This is a genomic window from Proteus columbae, assembly GCF_002777965.1.
GTDB classification, from domain to species: domain Bacteria; phylum Pseudomonadota; class Gammaproteobacteria; order Enterobacterales; family Enterobacteriaceae; genus Proteus; species Proteus columbae.
This window is the reverse complement of sequence record NZ_NGVR01000021.1, coordinates 125511-147479: the sequence shown is the minus strand read 5'-3', so window position 1 is coordinate 147479 and position 21969 is coordinate 125511. Positions and strand designations below refer to the sequence as shown.

Genomic DNA, 21969 nt, shown 5'->3' with positions numbered 1-21969 from the left:
TAAGAAAAAACTAAACAGCATTATTTGATTCATTGATTACGATAACCATTTAACTCACCACTGAATCATTCATTGTTGTCTATTTCAGTTATAGAACAACGCGCCATTCTATCAAATGACTACTTCAGTTTCACGTCTTATCGCCAGAGAATACAAGGTTTAATCGTGATTTATAACCTAAAAAAAGAAAAGCGCATCTCAAAAAGATGCGCTTCATTTTTTAATTGAGTCGTTTTCTGTTTACCCATAACGTTAAGCTAATAACAAATTGGCAGAAAATAAGTTCAACTATTATTGATTAACTGCGTCTTTTAAGCCTTTACCTGCACGGAATGCAGGAACTTTTGCAGCTTCAATTTGAATTTCTTTACCTGTTTGTGGGTTACGGCCTGTACGAGCTGCACGATCACGTACAGTGAAAGTACCGAAACCTACTAATGCTACATCATCACCTTTTTGTAAAGATTCAGTGATAGAAGCAACCAGAGCATCTACAACACGACCCGCTGCCGCTTTTGAGATATCTGCATTTGCAGCAATTTTGTCGATCAGTTGAGTTTTATTCACGCTTTCATCCCCATAATTTTATGCGTTATTTTTCACCATTAATGGCAAATTTTGCAAACGTCGTTATATCAAGCCTTTTTAGATATAGCAAGACCGATAAAACAGCATTTTTAATTAAAATCCCCATTAAATTAGCGACACAAAAAAAGGCTGGCAAGCTTTTATTACTTATCCAGCCTTTTTTTTAGCTATTATTTATGACTAATATCACTCTTTAGTGTGATTTATCAGTCACAACTTCCATGCCAAACGGCGAATTTTGCAGGGCTAGCGATAAAACTTCCTCAATTGTTTTCACCGGGTGAATATCCAGATCAGCAACAATATTTTCAGGAATTTCTTCTAAATCACGTTTATTTTCATCAGGGATAAGAACTGTCTTAATTCCACCACGATGTGCAGCAAGTAACTTTTCTTTCAGTCCGCCAATTGGCAATACTTGTCCGCGTAACGTAATTTCGCCCGTCATTGCAACATCAGAACGAACAGGATTACCTGTTAGGCTTGATACCAATGCAGTACACATTGCGATACCTGCACTTGGACCATCTTTTGGTGTTGCGCCTTCAGGAACGTGTACGTGCATATCACGTTTTTCATAGAAATCGCCATTAATACCAAGTTTATCAGCACGAGCACGAACGACAGTCATTGCTGCTTGAATAGACTCTTGCATCACTTCACCTAAAGAGCCGGTGAATGTTAGCTTGCCTTTACCCGGTACACTCGCTGTTTCAATAGTCAGTAGATCACCACCAACTTCTGTCCATGCAAGGCCTGTAACCATACCTACTCGGTTTTCTGTGTCAGCACGACCGTAGTCAACTTTACGAACACCTAAGTAGTCTTTGAGATTATCTTCGTTAATCTCAATATGTTTGATTGTGCTATCCATTAGCAGCTGTTTTACGGCTTTACGGCATAATTTAGAAATTTCACGTTCTAAACTACGTACACCGGCTTCACGCGTGTAATAACGAATAATGCCCATAATTGCGCTGTCATGGATTGTCAGCTCACTTGGTTTTAACGCATTACGTTCAATCTGTTTTGGTAGCAAATGTTGCTTAGCAATATTCAGTTTTTCGTCTTCGGTATAACCGGATAAACGAATAACTTCCATACGATCTAACAACGGTGCCGGTATATTCATGGAGTTAGATGTCGCCACAAACATAACATCAGACAGATCGTAATCAACTTCCAGGTAATGGTCGTTAAATGCGATGTTTTGTTCTGGATCTAACACTTCTAACAGTGCAGAAGCTGGATCGCCTCGCATGTCTGATGACATTTTATCAATTTCATCTAACAGGAAAAGTGGGTTTTTAACGCCAATTTTCGCCATTTTCTGAATTAATTTACCTGGCATAGAACCGATGTAAGTACGACGGTGACCGCGGATTTCTGCTTCGTCACGCACACCACCTAACGCCATACGAACATATTTACGACCTGTTGCTTTAGCAATAGACTGACCCAGTGAGGTTTTACCTACACCTGGAGGCCCTACCAAGCACAGGATTGGCCCTTTAATTTTGCTAACACGAGACTGTACCGCGAGATATTCAAGGATACGCTCTTTAACACGTTCTAAACCGTAATGGTCAGTATCAAGAACTTCTTGCGCTTTCACTAAGTCTTTTTTAACTTTGCTACGGCTATTCCAAGGAACTTGAACCATCCAATCAATATAGCTACGTACAACCGTGGCTTCTGCTGACATTGGCGACATCATTTTTAATTTCTGAAGTTCCGCTTCTGTCTTTTCTTTTGCCTCTTTTGGCATTTTAGCAGCGTCGATTTTACGTTTCAGCGATTCCATTTCATCAGGTGCATCATCCATCTCACCTAATTCTTTTTGAATGGCTTTCATCTGTTCATTGAGATAATACTCACGCTGACTCTTTTCCATCTGCTTTTTAACGCGGTTACGAATGCGTTTTTCAACTTGTAGCAGATCGATTTCTGATTCCATCATCGCCATTAAATATTCAAGGCGTTCTGTGACATCAGACATTTCAAGTACAGCTTGCTTATCTTTTAATTTCAGCGGCATATGAGAAGCAATGGTGTCTGCTAATTTCGCTGATTCTTCGATAGCATGTAATGAAGTTAATACCTCTGGCGGAATTTTTTTATTCAGCTTGATATAACCTTCAAACTGATTAATCGTTGTACGATTTAAGACTTCCTGTTCGCGCTCATCAACGGCTGGCGTTTCAAGGTATTCTGCTTTCGCCTGAAAGTATTCACCATTGTCAGATAACGTCGTAATTTTGGCACGACGAATACCTTCAACAAGTACTTTCACTGTTCCATCAGGCAGTTTTAGCATCTGTAAAACAGACGCAACTGTACCAACAGAAAAAAGATCATTAACACCTGGTTCGTCAGTAGATGCATCTTTCTGCGCAACCAGCATAATTTGTTTGTTGTCGTTCATCGCAGCTTCTAAGCAATGAATAGATTTTTCACGACCAACGAACAACGGGATCACCATATGCGGATATACAACGACATCACGTAATGGCAATACAGGTATTTCAATACGTTCTGGACGCTCAGGATTCATAGAGCTCTCTCTTCGTTTTTAGCTTAACGCTTTTACAGGTAATTTTATTCGCATGTCACCAAATAAAATTAATTCCACGGATTGTCAAAATATATAAGGGCACTTTTCTGACATTCAATAGCCTTACCCATTAAAAAAACAAAATGAGGGAAAATTCCCTCATTTTTATTGCGTTGGCGCGCCTTATCTTAAATTTCCCTCTTATTTTGAGAGAAAACTAGATAATGTCAGACAAGAGACATTGCCAAATTACGATGCATTATTCACCAGACGCTTGGTTTTCTGGCTGACCATAAATAATCAGTGGCTCAGATTTTCCATTAATAACGCCTTCATCGATGACCACTTTTTCTGCATTTTCAAATGAAGGAAGGTCATACATCGTATCAAGTAATGCAGCTTCAACAATTGAACGTAAACCACGAGCACCCGTTTTACGTACCATGGCTTTTTTCGCAATCGCAGTCAGCGCTTCCTTACGGAATTCTAAATCTACACCTTCTAATTTAAATAATGCCTGATATTGCTTAGTCAATGCATTCTTAGGTTCTTGTAAGATTTGGATTAACGCTTCTTCGTTTAATTCGCCAAGTGTTGCAACAACTGGTAAACGACCAATAAATTCAGGGATAAGACCAAATTTAATCAGATCTTCTGGCTCAACTTGGGCTAATAATTCACCTTCGCTAGCTTTCTCTTTTTGGCTTTTAACTTCTGCACCAAAACCGATACCTGAATGTGTATTTAAACGTTGTGCAACAACTTTATCGAGCCCTGCAAATGCACCACCACAAATAAAGAGAATTTTAGAAGTATCAACTTGTAAAAACTCTTGTTGTGGGTGCTTACGCCCGCCTTGAGGAGGAACAGAAGCCACTGTGCCTTCAACTAATTTCAATAATGCTTGCTGTACACCTTCACCAGACACGTCACGAGTGATTGATGGGTTTTCAGATTTACGGGTGATCTTGTCAATTTCATCAATATAAACAATACCACGTTGTGCTTTTTGCACATCGTAATCGCATTTTTGTAGCAGTTTTTGAATGATGTTTTCAACATCTTCACCCACATAACCCGCTTCTGTCAGCGTTGTGGCATCTGCCATAGTAAAAGGAACATCAAGGTAGCGTGCTAATGTTTCTGCTAATAACGTTTTACCGCTACCAGTAGGACCAATCAGCAAAATATTACTTTTCCCTAGCTCAACACCATTGGCTTTATCGCCATTACGCAGACGTTTATAGTGGTTATAAACGGCAACAGCCAAAACTTTTTTAGCCAATTCCTGACCGATAACATAGTCATCAAGGTGCTTACGGATTTCATGTGGCGTTGGCAATTCACTGCGTTCATGATGAGGTGCCAGTTCTTTTATTTCCTCACGAATGATATCAACACAAAGATCGACACATTCATCACAGATATAAACCGACGGACCAGCGATCAATTTTTTTACTTCATGCTGGCTTTTACCGCAGAAAGAGCAATACAGAAGCTTCCCTGAGCTATCTTTGCGCTTATCTGTCATCAGTCAACCTCACTTAGTTATTCTTCTTATTCAATTTATAAGAAGAAGAAAGACTTTTTACATAGAGATATTAATAGCCGTTTCCTTTGCGCGCTTCTATGACAAAGGAAACGTGTTAATTCAATTGCTATTACAACGTGTAATGATTAGCTACGTTGAGTATAGACTTTATCCACTAATCCGTATTCTAACGCTTCGTTAGCGGATAAGAAACGATCACGCTCAGTGTCTCTTTCTATTTCTTCAATAGATTTACCTGTATGTTGAGCCATTAGCTCATTCATACGAGATTTTACTTTCAAAATTTCTTGAGCATGAATTTGAATATCTGTTGCTTGACCTTGGAAACCACCTAACGGTTGGTGGATCATCACACGAGAGTTAGGTAAGCAAATACGTTTACCTTTCGCACCAGCAGATAATAAGAAAGCGCCCATTGAACACGCTTGTCCCATACAAATGGTACTAACATCTGCTTTGATATACTGCATGGTGTCATAAATAGACATACCCGCAGTAATTACGCCACCTGGTGAGTTGATGTACAGGTTGATGTCTTTCTCTGGGTTTTCTGCTTCTAAAAATAGCATTTGAGCAACGATAAGATTAGCCATGTGATCTTCAACTTGGCCAGTCAGGAAAATAATACGTTCTTTTAATAAACGTGAGTAAATGTCGTAAGAACGCTCTCCTCGCGAAGTTTGCTCTATAACCATCGGCACCAGAGCCATATTAGGTGCGAATTGTTCCTGTGTGTCGTTAAATGACATGTCTGTCTCCTATTGCATTCTTATTGGTGCCAATGACAACAATTTTACTTGAGATAATTGATCATGACCATTTCTAATGATCTAATCTCTCACAAGACATTCAAGGCGCCTCGCGAGGAGTGATAAAGAGAATATAGAATTATCTGGAGATAATCGCTCAAATTTCAAGGCAAAATTTGATAAATATATACAAACTGAAAAAAACCCGTGGTAAAAACCACGGGTTTTTGCTTAAAACCGATATTCGCGGTTAAGAATTAACCCATTTGAACTTCGTTCATCAGTTCAGTGAAGTTAGTTTCTTTTTCAGTTACTTTAGCATTTGCTAAGATTTTTTCTACCGCTTGCTCTTCTAACGCAAGATTACGGATGTTGTTCATCAGTTGTTCGTTCTTGTTGTAGAACTCAACAACTTCTGATGGATCTTCATAAGCTGAAGCCATTTCGTCGATCAGTGCATTCACACGGTCGTCTTCTGCTTTCAGTTCATTACTATTGATCACTTCACCTAACAGTAATCCAACGATTACACGACGTTTAGCTTGTTCTTCGAACAGTTCGCGTGGTAATTGCAGAGCTTGTTTCTCGTCGCCACCAAAACGTTGAGCAGCTTGACGTTGCAGAACTTCAATTTCGCTGTCAACAGCGGCTGCTGGTACGTCAACTTCGTTTGCTTTAACTAAGCCATCAATAACTTGTGATTTAACACGAGTACGGATTGCATTTTTCAGTTCGCGTTCCATGTTTTTACGTACTTCAGCACGTAAACCATCAACAGAACCATCAGCAATACCAAAACGCTTGATGAACTCTTCAGTTAATTCTGGCAGTTCACGCTCTTCAACTTTTTTCAGGTTGATAGCGAATTGTGCTTTTTTACCTTTCAGGTTTTCAGCGTGGTAATCTTCTGGGAAAGTCACATCAATTGTGAATTCTTCACCAGCTTTATGACCAATAACGCCTTCTTCGAAACCTGGGATCATACGACCTTGACCCATTGCCAGTACGAAATCTTCAGCTTTTCCGCCTTCAAATTCTTCACCGTCAATAGAACCGTTGAAATCAACAGTTACGCGATCTTCCGCTGCAACTTCGCCGTCTTTGTCTTTCCACTCTGCTTGTTGCTTACGCAGTGTTTCTAACATGTTATCAACGTCTTCGTCTTTAACAGTGACAACAGGTTTTACAACTTCAATGCTTTCCAGATCTTTCAGTTCGATTTCTGGGAAAACTTCGAATTCTACAGAGTAAACAAAGTCTTCACCTTCTTTGTATTGCTCTGGTTTGTAGTCAGGCGCGCCAACTGGGTTTACTTTGTTTTCGATGATAGCGTTAATGAAATTACGCTGCATCAGGTCACCCAGAACATCATTCAGTACTGACATACCGTAACGCTGTTTAACCATTGACATTGGAACGTGACCTTTACGGAAACCATCAATGCGAACAGTTTTAGCAGCTTTTTTCAGTTCACTGTCTACAGCAGTTTGGATATCAGCGGCTGGTACGGTGATTGTGACACGACGCCCTAGGCCTTGAGTCGTTTCAACAGAAACTTGCATCTTGTTACCTCAAAATAAGTTTTAGTGCTCGGTCTACTTTAAAGGAAACTAACATGATATTGACATGTTTAGATTTATTTTCCTTTCAGAACCGGGGCCGCCACATTTAAAAAAACGAGGATCCCTGATATCAGAAGCATCCCGAAACCTTACTGAAAATTAGACGCGACATTATAACGATCTAGAGGGGTTGAGTCGAGAAAGAGCCGTTTTATTCCTCAATTTTTTCATAAAATCGAGCAACTCGCCCCTTTTTACCTCTATAAAGAACAAAAAATACGCATCTTAGGATCTATTTACTCACGATTAACGATAAGGTTGTTAATCTTCTTGGCTTCCGCCACGACACCCAGGAGAGCGTAATGCTTTATCCTGCTGTTCATTCCATTCACTCAAAGTAAAAGTGTGTAATGCTAATGCATGAACACCATTTTCCATTTCATGAGCTAATGTTTGGTACACATCACGATGGCGCGAAACACTACGTTTCTCATTAAAATCATCACTAACGATAATGACTTTAAAGTGGCTTTCAGAGCCTTCGGGCACATTATGGCGATGGCTTTCGTTTATTACTTGTAAAAAATGCGGTGAAAAGCGTGAAATCAGCTTATTCTCAATATCATCACGGATCATCTCTGCCCCTAATACTCTAGCCTTTATACCATGGCGAACAAAAAATAAGTCAACCAGACTATATTGATTTAGTCTTTATCAATACAAAATGATGAGCTTATTCTTTTTAATTTTGCTGATGATAATCGCTTATTTTTCATCTTGAGTAAAACCATTGACCGAATATTGTCAAATCAGTGAGCAAAAATGAGAGTAATTTGAAATAAAATCAATTGATAAAATCAGATAATTTCGTTCGTTAAGGGGATATTAGCAACCTGACAGCAGTGGTATGATAGGCTAAAGTTTGAAGCCTATTCTACTTGTTAACACAACAGACATATTTAACCGAGATTACCTCATGATTAAAAATTTACTCTGTGCTGTTTTTGCATTAACACTACTTTCAGGTTGTGCAACTCCTAGTAACAAATTATCTATTGAGCCTGTGATGTCAGTTCCTGCGGCCGATCCAACAATGCGCCCTATTTCACTGAATATTTCAAGCCAAGACAAACGTACATCAAAAAATCTAGCCGAAATTAACCGCAACGGTAAATTAGAAGTTCTTGTCCCAACTCGTGACATTGCATTTTTAATGCAAGAAGTTCTACAAAAACAAATGACAGCGCGTGGTTTTATGATGGGCTCTCCTGCCGCTGCTGATGTGATTATTGTTATCAATAAACTCAGTGCAGATGTGGGCGAAGGAAGTGTTCGTCATAATATCAGTGCAAAAGCAGATATTTCAGTTATCGTCACCTTACCGAATGGCAGTTCTAATACCAAAACATTCCGTACTAGCTACAATGTTCAAGGTCCATTTGGTGCAACTAATGAGAAAATTGCCGCCGCGATTAACAATGTCTTAAGTGAACTCGTTAGCGATATGGCAAAAGACGCTTCAGTCAGTCAATTTATCAAATCTAACGCCCGTTAATTTTATTAGAATAAACGACCTGTTATCTCAAACAGGTCGTTGAAAGGAATTTTTGCATGGTTCAGCCCGCCTTCAAACAAACCACTTGGTATAAATCATTTATTCTTCTATTACTTGGCTTTACTTCTGGCTTACCTTTAGCGTTAACAGCGGGGACATTACAAGCCTGGATGACAGTAGAAGATATCGATTTAAAAACCATTGGTTTTTTCTCATTGGTGGGACAAGCCTATGTTTTTAAATTCCTCTGGTCACCCTTTATGGATCGCTATACCCCCTCTTTTCTTGGTCGTCGCCGAGGATGGATGTTACTCACTCAAATAGGGTTAGTACTTGGTATTGCAGGAATGGGATTTTTAAATCCTAATGATCATTTATGGTGGCTTGCTTCTTTAGCTGTCATTGTTGCCTTTTGTTCTGCTTCACAAGACATTGTTTTTGACGCCTATAAAACAGATATATTAAAAGCAGATGAGCGTGGTACAGGTGCTGCGGTTTCTGTATTAGGCTATCGCATAGCAATGCTTGTTTCTGGGGGAATGGCGCTTTGGTTAGCTGATAAATATATTGGCTGGCAAAACATGTACTGGTTAATGGCTGCATTAATGGGTGTTGGTATTATTGCCACATTACTTGCCCAAGAGCCAGAAACCGCCGTAAAGCCACCACGTACACTCTATGAAGCTGTTATTGAACCTTTATATGAGTTCTTCTCTCGTAATAATGCTTGGTTAATTTTACTGCTTATTGTGCTGTATAAGATGGGTGATGCCTTTGCCCTAAGTTTAAGTACCACTTTTCTTATTCGCGGTGCTGGATTTGATGCTGGTGAAGTAGGATTAGTAAATAAAACACTTGGACTTGCAGCCACTATTATTGGGGCATTACTAGGTGGTTTATTAATGCGCCGTTGGAGTTTATTTAAAGCACTGATGATTTTTGGTATTTTGCAAGGTGGTTCAAATATCGGTTATTGGTATTTAGCTATTTCTGAGCAAAGTATTTATAGCATGGGTGCTGTAGTCGCATTTGAAAATATCTGTGGCGGTATGGGAACAGCCGCATTCGTTGCCCTCTTAATGACACTTTGTCATCTCTCATTTTCAGCAACACAATTTGCGTTGCTCTCAGCTCTCTCTGCAATTGGTCGTGTTTATGTTGGCCCAGTTGCAGGTTGGTATGTTGAAAGCCATGGTTGGGAAGCATTTTACCTTTTTTCTATTGTTGCTTCTGTACCTGGTCTTATCTTGCTGTTAATTTCGAAAAACACGCTTATTTATACGCAAAAAACCGGCGAATTCCTCAGAAGAACTTTATTTATTAGACAATACCGTTTTGCTATTTATGGTTTGATGCTGACTGTTCTTTTCTTTATTTGTAGCTTAATTCTTGTTGTTACAAATTCACTACCAACTTTAGAAATATTCCAGTCTGTCGATTTTATTCAATCAATAGATACTGATAGATTAAGTTCTTGGGCTTCAACACTCTTTTTATATGGTGTTATTGTTGGTGCGTTAAGCCTTATCTTTGGCACAATCCTAGATTATTTAGCCCTTAAGAAAACAACATATTAGTTTTATTGCCTTCTCAAGATAGGCACAATAAAAAGGACAGCTTAAGCTGTCCTTTTTATATTCTTAGTAAAGATAATTTATCTAAACAATCTTACTTTTACTGCTTTGCCTTTGATTTTACCTTGTTGCAGCTGTTTCCAGACTTGTTTTGCAATAGATTGTTTTACAGCAACATAAGCATGTGTTGGGTTAATCATAATTTTACCAATATCTGCACCATTGAACCCCATATCACCCGTTAATGCGCCTAAAATATCACCTGGGCGCATTTTGGCTTTTTTACCACCATCAATACATAATGTTGCCATTGTTGCTTCAAGAGGTGTAATTTGTAACCCAGTCGGTACTGGTAACCAATTTATCTTCATATGAAGCATCTCTTCTAAAGCGTTAGCACGCTGAATTTCTTCTGGTGCGCAAAAGCTAATCGCCAATCCACTTTCACCCGCTCTGGCTGTACGACCGATACGGTGAACATGCACTTCAGGATCCCACGACAATTCGTAGTTAATCACCATTTCTAATGCTTTAATATCAAGTCCACGAGCCGCAACATCTGTTGCGACTAATACACGACAGCTCCCATTAGCAAAACGAATAAGCGTTTGGTCACGCTCTCTTTGTTCCATATCGCCATGTAAAGCAAGCACGCTTTGGTTGCTTTCTGTCAATGTTTCATACACATCTTGGCAATCTCGTTTCGTGTTACAAAACACGACGCAAGAGGCAGGCTGCTCACGACTTAAAAGCTTTTGCAGCAATCCTATTTTTCCATGACGAGATATTTCATAAAACTGCTGTTCAACAGCTGGAAGTTCATCAACAGAGTTTATTTCAATAGTAACTGGATTTTGCTGGATTTTGCGGCTAATTGCTGCGATCTCATTTGGCCAAGTTGCAGAAAAGAGCAACGTTTGGCGTGCCGTTGGCATACGAGAAATAATATCGTTGATATCATCAAAAAATCCCATATCCAACATTCTGTCTGCTTCATCCAACACCAATGTTTTCACATCGTCTAAAGTGACAGTCTCTTTTTTTAAGTGATCAAGCAATCTGCCTGGTGTTGCAACAATAATATGTGCAGCATGTATTAATGAATCACGCTGGATACTAAATGGAACACCACCACACAGCGTTAATATTTTGATATTTGGAAGATAACGAGCAAGGCGGCGTAATTCATTTGCAACTTGATCAGCAAGCTCTCGCGTTGGACATAAAATAAGTGATTGAGTATTAAATTGTTTTGCATCAACGTGTTGCAAAAGCCCCAAACCAAAAGCAGCCGTTTTACCGCTGCCTGTTTTTGCCTGAGCGCGAACGTCTTTTCCTTCAAGAATAGCGGGCAAAGCGGCTTCTTGAACTGGAGTCATAGTGAGATAACCCAATTCATTAAGGTTAGCGAGTTGTTCAGCAGGAAGTGCGTTAAGTTCAGCAAATGAGGTCACAATGAAAATTCCAAGTAAGATAAAAACGAATATTGGTTAATGATACTATCCCTTTATTCCTGTGTCGTGAGGTATTTTTACGCAATCTTTACCACCTATTTTTCTTTCTTCTTTTACTTCCTTTTTTCCTTGCAAAAAAAACCAGCTACTAAGCACTTAATCCATTCAAAATGAATAAAATAATAAAAATAAACTAAACAATGCTAAAATTCCTACTTTTAATTATCAATTTAATATTCTAGAAATAGATCTTAATTTCAAAATTATGATCTACAAAATTGAATTTAATAGGTTATAGTTTCAAAGCATATTAAAAAACAAATTCACCGCGAAATTATTTCATTAAATTTAATTGAGATTATCCATGATAAAAAAAATATTTTTATTAACCATCGCAAGTACACTTTCTTTATCAGCTCAAGCTAGCTATTTAGGTGGCTTCGCTAATACCAGCATCAATTATCTTGATTGGACTTCTCATACAACACACAAAACAGGGCAATCTTCTCATAAAGATGATTTTGCCTATTTAGAGCTTGAAGGTGGTGCCAACTTTTCATGGGGTGAGTTTTATGGTTTTTTTGATCTAGAAAACCCATTTAATCCTCGAAAAACACAACCGGGAGATAATCAACGTTATACCGTTAAAGCAACCAGCCGTATTTATTTAGGTGAAAGTCATTTCAATTTATACGGGCACATTTACGGCACATGGTCACTTCCGGGAAAAGAAAACAATGGCAACTTCCATGAAGTTAATACGCTCTACGGTCTAGGCTATAACACACAAATTGATAATTTATGGTTTAAACCATTCGTTGCACTTCATTATGTCGAACAAACTTACTATTCAGGAAATAATGGCTACGTCGTTGGCTGGGTTGCTGGATATGATTTTTCTATTAGAGATCAAAAATTTAGCATTAGCAATTGGCATGAGATGGAATTTAATCGTCATAAGCGTTATGGCAATGGTGGACAAAATGGGTTTAATGGCGCTTTAGCTTTTTGGTGGCATCCAACAACTTCTATTACCACGGGTATTCAATATCGTTATGCTTATAAAAAGTTAGGTGAAGATTTTCTGCAAGACGGCATTGTATATAGCCTGAAATATAATTTTTGATCGCTAATTGTTAATTTTCATTACAGCGAAAGCATTTTTATTCGCTGTAACCTCTTTTTATCACTTAATGAAAAATTTTCTCATTGGATATAAACATTCATTAAATCACCATTTGTCCATATTAAAAATCACACAAGCATCAAATATAGATATTAAACATCAATATAAAAAGGATTTTACCTATCAACTCTCCTCCGACCTCTAATTTGTTACTTTTTAATCAGAATACGTTTTCTTACACTTTTTACTGCATTTTTATTTGTAAAAATATGTATTTATTTTAAAAACATGGTACTTTATGAAATTATAGTTAATACGCAATAATTAAATTAACATTTATTTAATAGTTTGATTACTTGTGATCACATTAACACAAAAGACTAACCAACCACTTACTTACCATTACAATTGTTTACACTGTCGCAACCTTACCGTAAAATGTCCTTACTGATACTGATGAAACAACAATAGAACCTTTGTCATTTGGGTCGTTGGATGAGACTTATGAAATACATAAAAAGTATTGGGACACTCTCGCTATTAGCAGCCGCTCTTTTATTAAGTGGCTGTGATATGGCGTTAATGAATCCCAAAGGCGCTATCGGCGCTGAGCAAAAAACATTAATCCTCATTGCGCTTGGTTTAATGTTAATTGTTGTGATACCGGTAATACTGATGGTGATTGTTTTCGCTTTTCGCTACCGTGAATCCAATACTAAAGCCACTTATCGCCCAAACTGGGCTCACTCAAATAAAATTGAACTCGTCGTTTGGACTGTGCCAATTATCATTATTGTGATTTTGGCGAGTATTACATGGAAAACAACCCATGAACTCGATCCTTATAAACCATTAGAGTCCACAGAAAAACCTGTCACCATTGAAGTTGTCTCAATGGATTGGAAATGGTTATTTATCTATCCAGAACAAGGTATTGCGACAGTTAATGAACTGGCTTTCCCTGCTAATGTTCCTGTTAATTTCAAAATCACTTCTGACTCTGTCATGAATTCATTCTTTATCCCTCGCTTAGGTGGACAAATCTATGCGATGGCAGGAATGCAGACTAAGTTGCACTTAATTGCCAATGAACCTGGTGAATATCAAGGTATGTCAGCAAGTTATAGTGGACATGGTTTCTCTGATATGAAATTTACAGCGATTGCGACACCTGATCGTGCTGGTTTCGACGCGTGGGTTGAAAAAGTCAAACAATCGTCAGATACGTTAAATACGACCGCTGCATTTAATGAACTTGCTAAACCAAGCCAGAAAAATCCAGTGACCTACTATTCAAGCGTGAAGCCAATGTTATTCCAAGAGACCATTTCTAAATTTGGTCACACAGGTCATGGCGCTCACACCAGTGGCAATCAGACAGCACATGCTGATGCAACAATGAATATGAACATGAGCCATGCGGCGCATGCAGGAGCAGAGGAATAAAGGCATGTTCGGAAAATTAACTCTTGATGCAATCCCGCTACATGAGCCAATTATCGTAGTTACTTTACTCGGTATTGTTCTTGGTGGGCTTGCTGTTGTTGGTGCACTAACTTATTTTCGTAAATGGAAATGGTTGTGGACAGAATGGTTAACCAGCGTTGACCATAAAAAAATTGGTATTATGTATATCCTCGTTGCAATGGTCATGATGTTCCGTGGCTTTGCCGATGCAATTATGATGAGAAGCCAACAAGCTCTCGCCTCTGCTGGCGAAGCGGGTTTCCTACCACCTCATCACTATGATCAGATTTTTACCGCACACGGCGTTATCATGATTTTCTTCATGGCAACACCTTTCGTTGTGGGTCTGATGAACCTTGTTGTACCTTTACAAATTGGTGCTCGTGATGTTGCCTTCCCTTTCCTTAACTCACTGAGCTTCTGGTTCTTTGTAGTTGGTGTGGTACTAATCAACCTTTCTTTAGGTATTGGTGAGTTCGCACAAACAGGTTGGTTAGCTTATCCACCACTTTCTGGCTTGGAATATAACCCAGGAGTTGGGGTCGATTATTGGATATGGAGTTTACAGATATCTGGTATTGGTACGCTTCTAACAGGGGTTAACTTCTTCGCGACTATCCTGCGTATGCGTGCGCCGGGTATGAGCATGATGAAAATGCCAGTATTCTCTTGGGCGGCTTTATGTACTAACGTTCTGATTATTGCTGCATTCCCAATTTTAACAGTCACTATTACACTGTTAACTTTAGACCGCTATCTTGGTACGCACTTCTTTACCAATGATATGGGCGGTAACATGATGATGTATATCAACCTTGTGTGGGCTTGGGGTCATCCAGAAGTTTATATCCTTGTTCTGCCTGTATTTGGTGTGTTCTCTGAAGTAACAGCAACATTCTCTAAAAAACGGTTATTCGGTTATACCTCTTTAGTTGGTGCAACTGTCGTTATTACCGTGTTGTCATTTATCGTTTGGTTACACCACTTCTTTACCATGGGCTCTGGCGCCAACGTCAATGCCTTCTTCGGTATCGCCACGATGATCATCGCTATACCAACAGGGGTTAAAATCTTTAACTGGCTGTTTACGATGTATCAAGGTCGTATCGAATATAAAAGCCCAATGCTGTGGACTATCGGTTTCCTTATCACCTTCTCTGTTGGGGGTATGACTGGGGTTCTGTTAGCCGTTCCGGGTGCAAACTTTGTTTTACATAACAGCTTATTCTTAATTGCTCACTTCCATAACGTTATTATCGGTGGTGTAGTATTTGGCTGTTTTGCAGGTATGACTTACTGGTTCCCGAAAGCATTCGGTTTCACACTGAATGAGAAATGGGGTATCCGTGCATTCTGGTTCTGGTTTATCGGCTTCTTTATGGCCTTTATGCCACTGTACATTCTTGGCTTTATGGGTATGACTCGTCGTATCAGCCAAAACATCAACCCAGAATTCCATCCAATGCTGATGGTTGCTGCGGGTGGTGCTGCACTGATTGCTATCGGTATCGCTTGTCAGGTTGTCCAAATCTACGTAAGTATCCGTGACCGTGATCAAAACCGTGATTTAACGGGAGATCCATGGGGCGGACGTACTCTGGAATGGTCAATTTCTTCGCCAGCACCTTTCTATAACTTTGCCGTTGAACCTAATGTTCAAACTCGTGATGAGTGGTGGGATCAGAAAGAAAAAGGCACAGCTTATCAGCGTCCAACCAAATACGAACCAATCCATATGCCTAAAAATACAGGCGCGGGTGTGATTATTTCAGCATTCAGCTTAGTACTTGGTTTTGCCATGATCTGGCATATCTGGTGGTTAGCTATCGTTGGTTTTGCCGGCATGATTGTCACTTGGATCGTGAAAAGCTTTGATACAGATGTGGATTACTATGTCCAAGTACCTGAAATTGAAGCTCTCGAGAATAAGCATTATGAAGAACTGAAAAAAGCAGGTGTGAAATAATGTCTACTCAAACTGTAAATAACACAAACGCCCATGAGCATCATGGGCACCACGATGCAGGAGCGACGAAAGTTTTCGGCTTCTGGATCTACCTAATGAGCGACCTTATCCTGTTTGCCAGCTTATTCGCCACTTATGCGGTGCTTGTTAACGGGATTGCGGATGGCCCTTCAGGTAAAGAGATTTTTAGCTTACCGTTTGTTTTAGTTGAAACCTTCTTACTGCTATTTAGTAGTATCACTTTTGGTTTCGCTATGCTGAGCATGAATAAAGGTAGCGTTAGCCAAGTTAATCTATGGTTATTTGTTACTTTCTTATTCGGCTTAGGTTTCGTCATCATGGAAGTTTACGAATTCCATGAGCTAATTGCCGAAGGTTATGGCCCAGATCGCAGTGCATTCTTATCTGCATTCTTTGCATTAGTTTCAACGCACGGTCTTCACGTAACTGCGGGTTTAATTTGGATTGTTATTATGATGATCCAAGTATCACGCCGTGGTTTAACTGAAGTTAACCGCACTCGTTTAAGCTGTTTAAGTCTGTTCTGGCACTTCCTTGACGTTGTCTGGATCTGTGTGTTCACCGTAGTTTATCTGATGGGAGCGATGTAATGAGTCATCCAAATACTTCTCCTTCAGGCGCAAGCCACGGCAGCATGAAGTCTTATCTGATCGGCTTTATTCTGTCTGTTATCCTCACCGTTATTCCATTTTGGATGGTGATGGAAGGAACAGCGACACCAGCAACAATTCTATGGACTGTTGTCGGTATGGCAGTTGTGCAGATTGTAGTTCACTTAGTCTGCTTCTTGCATATGAATACGTCATCAGAAGAGCGCTGGAACGTCGTCGCATTCCTGTTCACACTGCTTATTATCGGCATTGTTGTCGTAGGCTCGTTGTGGATTATGTACAACCTGAACATCAATATGATGATGGATTAAGAGTTGTCACTATGATTAAGCAATACCTACAAGTCACCAAACCAGGAATTATTTTCGGAAATCTAATTTCTGTAATAGGTGGTTTTCTACTCGCTTCTAAAGGTGAGATTGATTACTCCCTATTTTTCGCGACTCTACTTGGGGTGTCTCTGGTCGTTGCTTCTGGTTGTGTTTTTAACAACTACATTGACCGTGATATTGACCGTATCATGGAAAGAACGAAGAATCGTCCATTAGTTAAAGGATTAATTGACCCTCAAATTAGCCTGATTTATGCCTCAGTATTAGGTATTGCAGGTGTTGTGCTGCTCTATGTAGCAGCCAACCCACTTGCAATGTTTATCGCTGTATTCGGTTTTATTATTTATGTTGGGGTGTATAGCCTCTATATGAAGCGTAAATCTGTTTATGGCACACTGATTGGAAGCTTATCTGGCTCTGCACCTCCTGTTATCGGTTATTGTGCCGTTAGCGGTGAATTTGATGCGGGCGCGGCAATCCTATTACTTATCTTTAGTTTGTGGCAAATGCCTCACTCTTATGCCATTGCTATTTTCCGTTTTAAAGACTACCAAGCTGCAAATATCCCTGTATTACCTGTAATTAAAGGGATCTCAGTCGCTAAACGTCATATTATTCTCTATATTCTGGCGTTTATGATTGCAACCTTAATGCTGACATTAGTTGGTTACGCGGGCTATAAATACCTGATTGTGGCTTCAGCTGTCAGTATTTGGTGGTTAGGAATGGCTTTATCTGGTTATAAAGCAACCAATGATATTGTGTGGGCACGAAAATTATTTATTTTCTCTATTGTCGCAATCACGTCATTAAGCGTAATGATGTCTGTTGATCCAACAAGCTCAACAGAAGCGGTTCTTGCGTATCTAAGATAATGTATTTATTAAAGTAGCCCAAATACCAGTCAGCTTTCTGACTGGTATTTTTTTATCTCTTTTATGACTTCTCATGATATCAGTACAGTTTTGTCTTTTTTGTATCCCATTTATTGATTAACCTCACCAAGATTTGCCATTACAATGGGAGGTATCAGTAATACGAGGTAATCCATGAATGATAATAAAATGACCCCATTAGAGCGCAAAGCAACATGGGGACTAGGTACTGTTTTTTCTCTTCGCATGCTTGGCATGTTTATGGTACTCCCAGTTTTAACCACCTATGGGCTTCAGCTACAACACGCAACAGAATCTCTCATTGGATTAGCCATCGGTATTTATGGATTAACACAAGCTATATTCCAAATTCCTTTTGGTATTTTCTCTGATAAATTTGGTCGAAAACCTATGATTGTTTTTGGCTTAATTATTTTTATTATTGGTAGTTTGATTGCGGCTCTTAGTGACAATATCTACGGCATTATTATTGGTAGAGCATTACAAGGAGCGGGAGCTATCTCAGCAGCCGTAATGGCTTTATTGTCAGATTTAACACGAGAACAAAATAGAACAAAAGCAATGGCCTTTATTGGTATTAGCTTTGGGATAACGTTCGCTTTAGCCTTAGTTTTAGGGCCTATTTTAACGCATATCTTTGGCTTACATGGCTTGTTTTGGGGGATCGCCCTACTCGCCTTTGGTGGCATTATTATTACGCTTTTTACTGTGCCGAATAGCGAACATCATATTCTTAATAGAGAGTCAGGTTTTGTTCGTGGTAGCGTAAAAAAGGTTTTATTTGATGCACAACTTCTTAAACTTAATACAGGCATTTTCTCACTACATACTTTATTAATGGCTGCATTTGTTGCACTTCCTCTGGTTATGAGTAGTGCTGGTTTAGCGAAAGAGAAGCATTGGATTGTTTATTTAGTCACCATGCTTATTGCCTTTATTACTGTACTTCCTTTTATTATCTATGCAGAAAAGAAACGAAAGATGAAACAAGTTTTCTTATTCTGTATTTCCTTACTTATTATTGCTCAAGCCATTCTTATTATTTCAGGCTCTAGCTTATGGCTAATTATTGCGGGTGTTCAAGTTTTCTTTATTGGATTTAATATTATGGAAGCCCTTCTTCCTTCATTAATCAGTAAAGAAGCGCCAGCAGGTTATAAAGGTACAGCGATGGGAATTTATTCCACCAGCCAATTTTTAGGTGTGGCATTGGGCGGAATTTTAGGCGGATGGCTTTACCAGCATTATAGTGCACAAACTGTATTTTTAGGTTGTTTAGTGATTGGCATTATTTGGTTTTTCATTAGCCTAACGTTACGCCAACCCTCTTATGTCAGTAGCTTACGCGTTGAATTACCTGAAAATTTATCTTCAAGCCAACAACAGCAACTACAACAATTATTTAAACAACAACCGGGTGTTAATGAAGTTGTAATTATGGCGAATGAACAGAGTGCTTATATCAAGGTTGATACTAAACAGACGCCGAGAGCAACATTAGAGTCACTGATCCCTTTAGTTTAAAGATCAATAAATTTACTGGATAAAATAAAAAATGCGCTGTTAAACCAGCGCATTTTTGTATGACTAAAGGAATAAACAATTAGTCACGGAAATTGTTAAATTGGAATGGCTGCCCTAACTCACCTTCTCTTACTAATTTCATTACGGCTTGTAAGTCGTCACGCGATTTACCTGTAACTCGCACTTGCTCACCTTGAATTTGAGCCTGAACTTTTAATTTGCTGTCTTTGATCAACTTAACAATTTTTTTCGCTAAAGCTGTATCAATACCTTGTTTTAAGGTGGCTTCTACGCTGTACATTTTTCCGCTGTGAGTCATCTCTTCAGGGATATTTAATACCGCACCATCAATCCCTCTTTTTGCCATTTTCTCACGCAGAATATCTAATAATTGTTGAACCTGAAATTCAGATACACTGGTCGTTTTCACTGACTCTGCTTTTTCGTTTAATTCAAAGCTTGCTTCAACGTTACGAAAATCCCAGCGAGTAGTCAGTTCACGTTGTGCGTTTTCTACCGCATTACGCACTTCATGTAAGTCAACTTCAGATACGATATCAAAAGATGGCATTCTTTCTTCCTCAATAAATAAATACAACCCGAATAATAGCTTCTTTTAGGGTTGCAAAAAAGCATTGCACATTCAATAACAAATTTATCCCTTTAATTTCCGCTCAAACTAAAGCGCAAACATACTTTAAACAGAGCAGTGCAATCAATGTTATAATTTTAGCTAAATAGTCTAATGACCGTCAGTAGCCACCTTACGCTATTACGATTTGCAAAAAGAGGCACAATGAAAATTACCGTTTTAGGGTGTGGTTCGATTGGTAAACTTTGGATTGCAGCTTTAACACGTCAATCTCATGAAGTACAAGGTTGGCTAAGAGTACCTCAGCCTTTTTTAGACGTGAGTGTTGATAACATTAATGGCGAGCCTTTTTATCAACGTATTACTGCAAATCAACTTGAATGGTTAAAACAAAGCGAATTACTTGTTGTTTGCTTAAAATCTTGGCAAGTCTCAGATGCAGTTAATACGCTATTGCCCTATCTTTCTGCACAATGTCCTATTTTATTAATTCATAATGGTATGGGTACGGCTGATGAATTAACAGCAACACACCACTCAGTCAACAGACCTATTTTACAAGGTATTATTACTCATGGTGCTTATCAACAAGGACAAGATGTTATTCATACTGCAACAGGAATAACACATATAGGCCCATTAAATCATGCTGCTCAACAATATAGCTATTTAGCAGAAACCTTGCATCATGCTTTACCTGATGTCGCTTGGCATAATGATATTCATACAATTAGTTGGCTAAAACTTGCTGTTAATTGTGTTATTAACCCTCTTACCGTTTATTATCAATGCCGTAATGGGGATTTATTACGTTATCCTGAACATATTCAAAAAATATGCGATGAAGTTTATCTAGTAATGGAACGTGAAGGTGTTGTACCAACGTCCCAAGCCCATCTTCATGGCTATATTATTGATACGATAGAACAAACAGCAAATAATTATTCTTCTATGTATCAAGATGTGAAATATCAACGCCATACAGAGATTGACTATATTACGGGTTATTTATTACGTCGAGCTTCAGAACAAGGGCTTGTATTACCAGAAAATAACCACCTTTTCCAATTTATTAAACAACAGGAAGGCAATTATGACCATATCAGCGCTCATCTGCCTAGCTAATGGAAGTGAAGAAACCGAAGTCGTTACTACCGCAGATTTGCTGGTAAGGGCAGGTATTAATGTCGTGCTCGCAAGTGCAGAAGATGATGTTGATGAACTTATCATTACATGTTCACGAGGCATGAAACTTGTCGCAGATGCCCCTTTAGTTCGTGTTGTTGATCACCACTATGACGTTATTATTCTACCCGGTGGATTACAAGGCTCTGAAACCTTAAGAGATAGCCCTTTAGTCGTTGAAAAAGTACGTCGTATGCACAGTGAAAATAAACTTGTCGCAGCCATCTGTGCAGCACCTGCAATTATTCTTGAGTCTCACAATATTTTCCCCATCGGTAACATGACTGGCTTTCCTGCATTAAAAGATAAAATATCACCAAAAAAATGGGTTGATTATCGCGTCTATTTTGATGAAAGAGTTAATTTAATTACTAGCCAAGCGCCCGCAACATCTCTCGATTTTGCACTAAAAATTATCGAGCGTTTAAAAGGTAAAGAAGCTGCTGCAGATGTTGCCAAACAACTCGTATTGCCACCTGGTATTTATAATTACCAAGATGAGTTTACTGGTTTTGGGGATAAATAGATAAGCCGTACACACACTACAAAACATCCCCCACTTAATTCATTTATCTTATTAATAAATATATTATTTATTAGTTGGGGATTAATTTTTAAGACCTATTCCAGTCGTTATTTCTTCATATCAGATTTCAAAATA

At 38.9% G+C, this 21969-nt stretch carries 19 protein-coding genes; 11 read left to right on the top strand and 8 right to left on the bottom strand.

Going from position 1 to position 21969, the window contains the following annotated elements; all coding sequences use genetic code 11:
* Positions 1-291: 291 nt before the first annotated feature.
* The 6 genes from hupB to bolA form a co-directional block, all read right to left on the bottom strand.
* The gene (hupB, locus tag CBE70_RS10120; RefSeq protein ID WP_036911695.1) at positions 292-567 is read right to left on the bottom strand and encodes a nucleoid-associated protein HU-beta; all 276 of its coding nucleotides are present in this window, start codon (positions 565-567) and stop codon (positions 292-294) included.
* Between the two features lie 214 nt (positions 568-781).
* The gene (gene lon, locus CBE70_RS10115; protein ID WP_098941108.1) at positions 782-3142 is read right to left on the bottom strand and encodes an endopeptidase La; all 2361 of its coding nucleotides are present in this window, start codon (positions 3140-3142) and stop codon (positions 782-784) included.
* 259 nt (positions 3143-3401) lie between these two features.
* Positions 3402-4673 (bottom strand): ATP-dependent protease ATP-binding subunit ClpX, encoded by a 1272-nt coding sequence (gene clpX, locus CBE70_RS10110; RefSeq protein ID WP_100159252.1) that lies wholly within the window; start codon positions 4671-4673, stop codon positions 3402-3404.
* Positions 4674-4819: 146 nt separating this feature from the next.
* Entirely contained in the window at positions 4820-5443 is a 624-nt protein-coding gene (gene clpP, locus CBE70_RS10105; protein ID WP_100159251.1) for an ATP-dependent Clp endopeptidase proteolytic subunit ClpP, read from the bottom strand.
* A gap of 257 nt (positions 5444-5700) precedes the next feature.
* Positions 5701-7005, bottom strand: coding sequence for a trigger factor (gene tig / locus CBE70_RS10100; protein WP_023580863.1), 1305 nt, complete (start codon positions 7003-7005; stop codon positions 5701-5703).
* Positions 7006-7326: 321 nt separating this feature from the next.
* Positions 7327-7641 carry a transcriptional regulator BolA gene (gene bolA, locus CBE70_RS10095; RefSeq protein WP_075671985.1) on the bottom strand — a complete coding sequence of 105 codons (315 nt, stop codon included), beginning with the start codon at positions 7639-7641 and terminating at the stop codon, positions 7327-7329.
* A 340-nt stretch (positions 7642-7981) separates the two neighbouring features.
* Between bolA and CBE70_RS10090 the strand changes: the two genes are divergently transcribed.
* Positions 7982-8560, top strand: a complete 579-nt coding sequence (locus CBE70_RS10090; RefSeq protein ID WP_100159250.1) for a YajG family lipoprotein — start codon at positions 7982-7984, stop codon at positions 8558-8560.
* 56 nt (positions 8561-8616) lie between these two features.
* On the top strand, positions 8617-10137 hold the full coding sequence (gene ampG, locus CBE70_RS10085; protein ID WP_100159249.1) for a muropeptide MFS transporter AmpG: 1521 nt from the start codon (positions 8617-8619) through the stop codon (positions 10135-10137).
* A gap of 77 nt (positions 10138-10214) precedes the next feature.
* Here ampG and dbpA read toward each other — a convergent pair whose 3' ends face one another.
* On the bottom strand, positions 10215-11588 hold the full coding sequence (dbpA, locus tag CBE70_RS10080; protein ID WP_100159248.1) for an ATP-dependent RNA helicase DbpA: 1374 nt from the start codon (positions 11586-11588) through the stop codon (positions 10215-10217).
* 364 nt (positions 11589-11952) lie between these two features.
* Here dbpA and CBE70_RS10075 point away from each other — a divergent pair, with 364 nt between their 5' ends.
* From CBE70_RS10075 to CBE70_RS10045, 7 genes are all read left to right on the top strand, one after another.
* Complete coding sequence (locus CBE70_RS10075) at positions 11953-12714, top strand: nucleoside-specific channel-forming Tsx family protein (protein WP_100159247.1); 762 nt, start codon at positions 11953-11955, stop codon at positions 12712-12714.
* 495 nt (positions 12715-13209) lie between these two features.
* Positions 13210-14160: a cytochrome o ubiquinol oxidase subunit II gene (cyoA, locus tag CBE70_RS10070; protein ID WP_100159246.1), complete on the top strand. Its 951-nt coding sequence runs from the start codon at positions 13210-13212 to the stop codon at positions 14158-14160.
* Between the two features lie 4 nt (positions 14161-14164).
* The gene (gene cyoB / locus CBE70_RS10065) at positions 14165-16147 is read left to right on the top strand and encodes a cytochrome o ubiquinol oxidase subunit I (RefSeq protein WP_088493686.1); all 1983 of its coding nucleotides are present in this window, start codon (positions 14165-14167) and stop codon (positions 16145-16147) included.
* Positions 16147-16758, top strand: coding sequence for a cytochrome o ubiquinol oxidase subunit III (locus tag CBE70_RS10060; protein WP_036932890.1), 612 nt, complete (start codon positions 16147-16149; stop codon positions 16756-16758). Before cyoB ends, CBE70_RS10060 begins: the two co-directional genes overlap by 1 nt.
* The gene (locus tag CBE70_RS10055; protein WP_006535101.1) at positions 16758-17090 is read left to right on the top strand and encodes a cytochrome o ubiquinol oxidase subunit IV; all 333 of its coding nucleotides are present in this window, start codon (positions 16758-16760) and stop codon (positions 17088-17090) included. The genes CBE70_RS10060 and CBE70_RS10055 overlap by 1 nt, the downstream gene beginning before the upstream one ends.
* A gap of 11 nt (positions 17091-17101) precedes the next feature.
* Positions 17102-17986, top strand: a complete 885-nt coding sequence (gene cyoE / locus CBE70_RS10050; protein ID WP_100159245.1) for a heme o synthase — start codon at positions 17102-17104, stop codon at positions 17984-17986.
* 174 nt (positions 17987-18160) lie between these two features.
* On the top strand, positions 18161-19531 hold the full coding sequence (locus tag CBE70_RS10045) for an MFS transporter (protein ID WP_100159244.1): 1371 nt from the start codon (positions 18161-18163) through the stop codon (positions 19529-19531).
* Positions 19532-19610: 79 nt separating this feature from the next.
* Here CBE70_RS10045 and CBE70_RS10040 read toward each other — a convergent pair whose 3' ends face one another.
* A complete protein-coding gene (locus CBE70_RS10040; protein WP_072063676.1) occupies positions 19611-20102 on the bottom strand; it encodes a YajQ family cyclic di-GMP-binding protein in 492 nt (163 codons plus the stop codon).
* Between the two features lie 225 nt (positions 20103-20327).
* Between CBE70_RS10040 and panE the strand changes: the two genes are divergently transcribed.
* Both panE and yajL read left to right on the top strand, forming a co-directional pair.
* Positions 20328-21248 (top strand): 2-dehydropantoate 2-reductase, encoded by a 921-nt coding sequence (panE, locus tag CBE70_RS10035; protein WP_100159243.1) that lies wholly within the window; start codon positions 20328-20330, stop codon positions 21246-21248.
* Positions 21217-21834: a protein deglycase YajL gene (gene yajL / locus CBE70_RS10030; RefSeq protein ID WP_100159242.1), complete on the top strand. Its 618-nt coding sequence runs from the start codon at positions 21217-21219 to the stop codon at positions 21832-21834. The genes panE and yajL overlap by 32 nt, the downstream gene beginning before the upstream one ends.
* Positions 21835-21969: the final 135 nt, after the last annotated feature.

Excerpts from the sequence above, each read along its gene's own strand:
- lon (WP_098941108.1), bottom strand. The coding sequence starts at position 3,142 with ATGAATCCTGAGCGTCCAGAACGTATTGAAATACCTGTATTGCCATTA.
- clpX (WP_100159252.1), bottom strand. The coding sequence starts at position 4,673 with ATGACAGATAAGCGCAAAGATAGCTCAGGGAAGCTTCTGTATTGCTCT.
- clpP (WP_100159251.1), bottom strand. The coding sequence starts at position 5,443 with ATGTCATTTAACGACACACAGGAACAATTCGCACCTAATATGGCTCTG.
- tig (WP_023580863.1), bottom strand. The coding sequence starts at position 7,005 with ATGCAAGTTTCTGTTGAAACGACTCAAGGCCTAGGGCGTCGTGTCACA.
- bolA (WP_075671985.1), bottom strand. The coding sequence starts at position 7,641 with ATGATCCGTGATGATATTGAGAATAAGCTGATTTCACGCTTTTCACCG.
- CBE70_RS10090 (WP_100159250.1), top strand. The coding sequence starts at position 7,982 with ATGATTAAAAATTTACTCTGTGCTGTTTTTGCATTAACACTACTTTCA.
- ampG (WP_100159249.1), top strand. The coding sequence starts at position 8,617 with ATGGTTCAGCCCGCCTTCAAACAAACCACTTGGTATAAATCATTTATT.
- CBE70_RS10075 (WP_100159247.1), top strand. The coding sequence starts at position 11,953 with ATGATAAAAAAAATATTTTTATTAACCATCGCAAGTACACTTTCTTTA.
- cyoA (WP_100159246.1), top strand. The coding sequence starts at position 13,210 with ATGAGACTTATGAAATACATAAAAAGTATTGGGACACTCTCGCTATTA.
- cyoB (WP_088493686.1), top strand. The coding sequence starts at position 14,165 with ATGTTCGGAAAATTAACTCTTGATGCAATCCCGCTACATGAGCCAATT.
- CBE70_RS10060 (WP_036932890.1), top strand. The coding sequence starts at position 16,147 with ATGTCTACTCAAACTGTAAATAACACAAACGCCCATGAGCATCATGGG.
- CBE70_RS10055 (WP_006535101.1), top strand. The coding sequence starts at position 16,758 with ATGAGTCATCCAAATACTTCTCCTTCAGGCGCAAGCCACGGCAGCATG.
- cyoE (WP_100159245.1), top strand. The coding sequence starts at position 17,102 with ATGATTAAGCAATACCTACAAGTCACCAAACCAGGAATTATTTTCGGA.
- CBE70_RS10045 (WP_100159244.1), top strand. The coding sequence starts at position 18,161 with ATGAATGATAATAAAATGACCCCATTAGAGCGCAAAGCAACATGGGGA.
- CBE70_RS10040 (WP_072063676.1), bottom strand. The coding sequence starts at position 20,102 with ATGCCATCTTTTGATATCGTATCTGAAGTTGACTTACATGAAGTGCGT.
- panE (WP_100159243.1), top strand. The coding sequence starts at position 20,328 with ATGAAAATTACCGTTTTAGGGTGTGGTTCGATTGGTAAACTTTGGATT.
- yajL (WP_100159242.1), top strand. The coding sequence starts at position 21,217 with ATGACCATATCAGCGCTCATCTGCCTAGCTAATGGAAGTGAAGAAACC.